Origin of the sequence: Devosia sp. (assembly GCF_036676215.1) — a bacterium.
In the GTDB taxonomy this organism is placed as follows: Bacteria; Pseudomonadota; Alphaproteobacteria; order Rhizobiales; family Devosiaceae; genus Devosia.
This window is the reverse complement of the sequence record NZ_JAKFDJ010000158.1, coordinates 1-3,662: the sequence shown is the minus strand read 5'-3', so window position 1 is coordinate 3,662 and position 3,662 is coordinate 1. Positions and strand designations below refer to the sequence as shown.

4 protein-coding genes are annotated in these 3,662 nt (G+C 65.9%); 3 read left to right on the top strand and 1 reads right to left on the bottom strand.

The window, feature by feature from the left end:
• Positions 1 to 614, bottom strand: a 614-nt coding sequence (locus tag V6M52_RS13460; RefSeq protein WP_332701386.1) for a TetR/AcrR family transcriptional regulator, incomplete at its 3' end; no start/stop codon positions are given.
• A gap of 227 nt (positions 615 to 841) precedes the next feature.
• Here V6M52_RS13460 and V6M52_RS13455 point away from each other — a divergent pair.
• From V6M52_RS13455 to V6M52_RS20000, 3 genes are all read left to right on the top strand, one after another.
• The gene (locus V6M52_RS13455) at positions 842 to 2,362 is read left to right on the top strand and encodes an MFS transporter (RefSeq protein WP_332701385.1); all 1,521 of its coding nucleotides are present in this window, start codon (positions 842 to 844) and stop codon (positions 2,360 to 2,362) included.
• Positions 2,363 to 2,441: 79 nt separating this feature from the next.
• Positions 2,442 to 3,059: an NADPH-dependent F420 reductase gene (locus tag V6M52_RS13450; RefSeq protein ID WP_332701384.1), complete on the top strand. Its 618-nt coding sequence runs from the start codon at positions 2,442 to 2,444 to the stop codon at positions 3,057 to 3,059.
• A gap of 358 nt (positions 3,060 to 3,417) precedes the next feature.
• Positions 3,418 to 3,662 (top strand): alcohol dehydrogenase catalytic domain-containing protein (locus V6M52_RS20000; protein ID WP_442881863.1); only part of this gene is annotated, 245 nt, incomplete at its 3' end.

Below are 3,662 nucleotides of genomic sequence, written 5' to 3'. Positions count from 1 at the left end.
GTCATTGGCGGCTCGGGGATTGGATGTGCCCGGTTGGCCCGGTAGGCGTCGAGCATGAGGTAGAGGTTCCGTCGCCAGGCGTTTGGTGCCGCGGCGCTGGTGGCGCTGGTGATCCGGCCGTTTGACCAGATGAGGTTGACGATGTCGGCCTGCGTGATGTCCGGGCGAGCCTCGCCGGCTTCTTGCGCTCGCGTGAGAACCATCTCGATATCTCGGCACATCTGGTCGTGGATGTCCTCGGTTTCAGCATTGTCGGTGAAGCGGCGGGAGAGAAAGTCGTTGAAACCTCGGTCTCCTGCCTGCACGCTGAACAGGTTCTCCAGGTAGTAGACGAACGCCTCCCACGGATGGTCCATCTCCAGGGCCTTCTTCGCTCCAGCGAGGAACTCCTCGACCCGCGGCTTGAAGGCGGCCATGAGCAGGTCCAGGCGTGTGGGGAAGTGGCGGTAGAGGGTGCCGATGGACACCCCGGCTTCGCGGGCGATCTTCTCCAGGGAGGCGTCCACCCCGTGTGCGGCAAATTCGCGCTGCGCGGCGGCGATCAGTTTCTCGCGGCGCTCTTGGGCGTCGCGACGCCGAGGCCTCCGCATCTGCTCAACGTCGCTCGCGCTCACTTCTCCCACTCTACCAATGATGTCGAGGGCAGCCTCCGCTTATCACTGCGCATCGGCCGTCCCGCCACCTCTGCGTGGTGCGGGATTTTCATGACCGCAAATCTTTCTGCTGAGTTGAGGCATCCCTCCGGAATAGAATGAGGCACCCCTCCGGTTATAGATATCAAACAACCGGAGGGGTGCCTCATCTTTGGCGCTCCGACTACACCTCACCAGGAGTGAAGAAGATGAGCACCAACACCATCGAGCCCCCCGTGCCCGGCGGAGCGCAATTGGCCGCTCCGCCCAATCCCCACCATGAGCGGCGTTGGCTGGCTCTGGGCGTCATTCTCATCGCCCAGATGATGCTGCTGCTGGATGCGACCATCGTGAACGTTGCCCTGCCCTCGGTGCAGGCAGACCTCGGCTTCTCCGACGACACCCGCGGGTGGGTCGTCACTGCCTACTTGCTGGCCTTCGGTAGCTTGCTGCTGCTCGGGGGCCGGCTGGCCGACGCGTTCGGGCGCAAGAACGTGTTCATCGTGGGTCTGGTGGGGTTCGCGATCGCCTCCGCTGTGGGCGGCGCGGCCCCCAACATCGAGACGCTCATCGCGGCCCGCGCGGTCCAGGGCGGTTTCGCCGCGGTCATGGCGCCTGCGGCGTTGTCGCTGATCATGGTGATCTTCACCGACCTGAAGGAGCTGAACAAGGCGTTCGCGATCTTCGGTGCCGTCGCCGGGAGTTCATCGGCAATCGGCCTGCTGCTGGGTGGGGTGCTGACCGACTATGCCAACTGGCGCTGGACCATGTACGTCAACGTCGTCTTCGCGGTCGTCGGGATCGTCGGTGCCCTCGCCCTGCTGCACAACTCCACCGAGCCCAACAAGCCCAAGCTTTCAGTGCCGAGCACGATCCTCGGAACGGCGGGGGTATTCGGGTTGGTCTTCGGAGCATCGAAAGCCGAGACCGATGGTTGGGACGCGGCAATCACCCTGGCCTCTCTCATCGGCGGCGGCCTCCTGCTCATCGCCTTCGTGATGTTCCAGAAGATTGACCGCCACCCGCTCGTCCCGCTGCGCGTGGTCGCCGACCGTAACCGCGGTGCCGGCCTCCTGACGCTCTTGCTGGGTCAGGCAGGTGTATTCGCGCTGTTCCTGTTCCTGACCTACTACTTCCAGGGCGTACTGGGCTACTCGCCGATCAAGACCGGACTCGCGTTCCTGCCGATGATGGTGACGGTAGCCGTGGTCGCCACGCTGACCCAAAGCGTGCTGGTTCAGCGCCTGACCATGCGCGCCATCGTCGCCGGCGGTTTGATCATCGGCGGAACCGGGGCAGCGCTGCTGACCCAGGCCGACGCGAGCAGTCACTACGCGGCCTGGGTACTTCCCGGGTTGATCCTGGCTGGCGCCGGCATCGGGTCGGCCATTGTCTCAGCGGTCGCGCTCGCGCAGATGGGTGTCGAACCGCGTGACGCCGGTGCTGCGGGCGCCCTCAACAACGTCTCGCAGCAGCTCGGCGCGGCGCTCGGCATCGCCGTGATCAGCACCTTCGTCGCAACAGCCAACAGCAACTACCTGGCCGACCACGGCAGCGCTGCTGTCGTTGACGCCACCGTGCACGGGTTCACGGTCGGCTACTGGTGGGCCGCGGGCGCCTTCTGGGCGGGCGCCGTCCTCACCGGTGCCCTGATCAGGGGTGGCACTCGGTTCCACCAAGAATCCGGCCAGCCCGACCCACTCGACGAGATCGTCGGCGGACTGATCTGACCACAGCGCGTGGCGGGCACCAACGTGCCGCGCCTCAACAGCACCGCCAACTCACACACAACACAAAGGAACGATCATCATGACCACCATCAGCATCATCGGATCAGGCAACATGGCCACCGCCATCGGTACCAGGGCGGCGAAGCGCGGCCACACCATCGAGCTCATGAGCCGCAACACCGCCAAGGCTCAGGCGGTCGCCGACCAAATCGGCAACGGAGCCACCATCGGCACATACGGGGAAAAGCCGGCGGGCGACATCGTCATCGTCGCCGTTCTGTACGCCGGCGCGGTCGACGTGGTCGCGCACTACGGCGATTCGCTGGCCGGCAAGATCCTCGTGGACATCACCAACCCGTTCAACGCCGATGCCAACGGCATTGTCACCACTCCAGGCCGCTCGGTGGCCCAGCAGATCGCCGCAGTCGCCCCCGAGGGCACACACGTGGTGAAAGCGTTCAACACGATCTTTGGCCATGTCCTTGCCCAGGACAGGCCCTTGGACGCGTTCCTCGCAGGCGACAACGACGAGGCGAGGGTACGCGTCGCGGCGTTCCTGGAGAGCTTGGACATGCGGCCCCTCGACGCAGGAGGGCTCGAGATGACCCATGCCCTTGAATGGGCCGGCATCCTCTTGATGGGGCTGGCACGCAACGGTGCCGGCTTCGACGTGGCCCTGAGCGCCGAAGTCCACTGACCGGGGCTTCTAGGTCTGGGCCGGCCGTGTCGCCACGCCTGCCCAGACCTAGACGTCGCGTGACGGATCTGGTCGGCGCAATGGCTGCATCCGCTAGTTCGATATCTCTGCGACTCCCGAGGGGCGTCGCGCGCCGACACAGGCGCGCACGCGGCGGAAAGTCGCGGGTCGCCGCCGAAGCCGCGCACTGCGGGCGCGGTCGCCAATATCGATCCGCGCACAAGCACTGCTCGGGAGGTACCGCAATCGTGGGTGTGTCAGCACCCGGCGTCAGAAGACATGCGCCTCCCGGTCGAGCCGTGCGTCATCCGAGGCCCCGCGGCGCCGGACGCCTGCCTCTGTCTGGGACGATGTGGCGATGCGCGCACTGGTGGTCGCCGCTGCCGGGTCTCGACCGGAGGTCCGAGAAGTGCCGCGACCCTCGGCTCCAGCTGGTGGCGTCGTTGTCCGTGTTGTTGCCACTGGCATGTGTCGCAGCGACTGGCACGCCTGGGCAGGACACGAAGAGATCTCGTTCCCGCATGTGCCCGGCCACGAGCTTGCCGGTGAGCTCGTGGAGGTCGGCGCGGGCGTAACGCGGTGGAGGGTCGGGGACAGGGTCAC

Bases quoted from the DNA above. Each gene is read 5' to 3' on its own strand.
- V6M52_RS13450 (WP_332701384.1), top strand. From the start codon at position 2,442: ATGACCACCATCAGCATCATCGGATCAGGCAACATGGCCACCGCCATC.
- V6M52_RS13455 (WP_332701385.1), top strand. From the start codon at position 842: ATGAGCACCAACACCATCGAGCCCCCCGTGCCCGGCGGAGCGCAATTG.